1 protein-coding gene is annotated in these 501 nt (G+C 38.5%); it reads right to left on the bottom strand.

The window, feature by feature from the left end; genetic code table 11:
• Positions 1-501 (bottom strand): TolC family protein (locus BBH99_RS13105; protein WP_131799225.1); only part of this gene is annotated, 501 nt, incomplete at both ends.

The following is a 501-nucleotide window of genomic DNA, read 5'->3' as shown; positions in this document are numbered from 1 at the left end:
AGTTTTCAATAATTTTCTGCTGATTCATATAGTTGCTCAGCTGTTGCCCCAGCCTGTTTTTAAGTTCAATTTCTTTTCTTTGATACTGATTTTCGGAAATAGCAATTTTAGCCTGTGCGGCCTTGGCCAATGCTCTTTGTCCCTTTGTAAACAATGGAATTCCTACACCCACCTGAACTGAATTAAAACGGTTGTTATTAATGTTTTTCATGCTTTGATTGGTGTAACCGATAAGAAGCTCGGGAAGCAATCTGCTTTTTTCAAGCTGTACTTCAGCTTCTCCTACTTTAATTTGTTGCTGCAAATATTGAAGCTCAGGGTGTTGTTTTACCATTTCCTCGGAAACCTGAAGTCCTACGTTCATGATAGGCTTATCCGCAATAGGTTGGTAAGCTGTCTCCGACTGAAGAAGCAACTGAAACTGTAGTTTTGCAATATTCAGATCATTTTCAAGCGTATTTAATTGTACTTTGATCTGTTCTTTCTGAATCTCGGCAGTAG

It is taken from the genome of Chryseobacterium contaminans, from assembly GCF_001684955.1.
Classification (GTDB): domain Bacteria; phylum Bacteroidota; class Bacteroidia; order Flavobacteriales; family Weeksellaceae; genus Chryseobacterium; species Chryseobacterium contaminans.
This window is presented reverse-complemented; position numbering and strand designations above follow the sequence as displayed.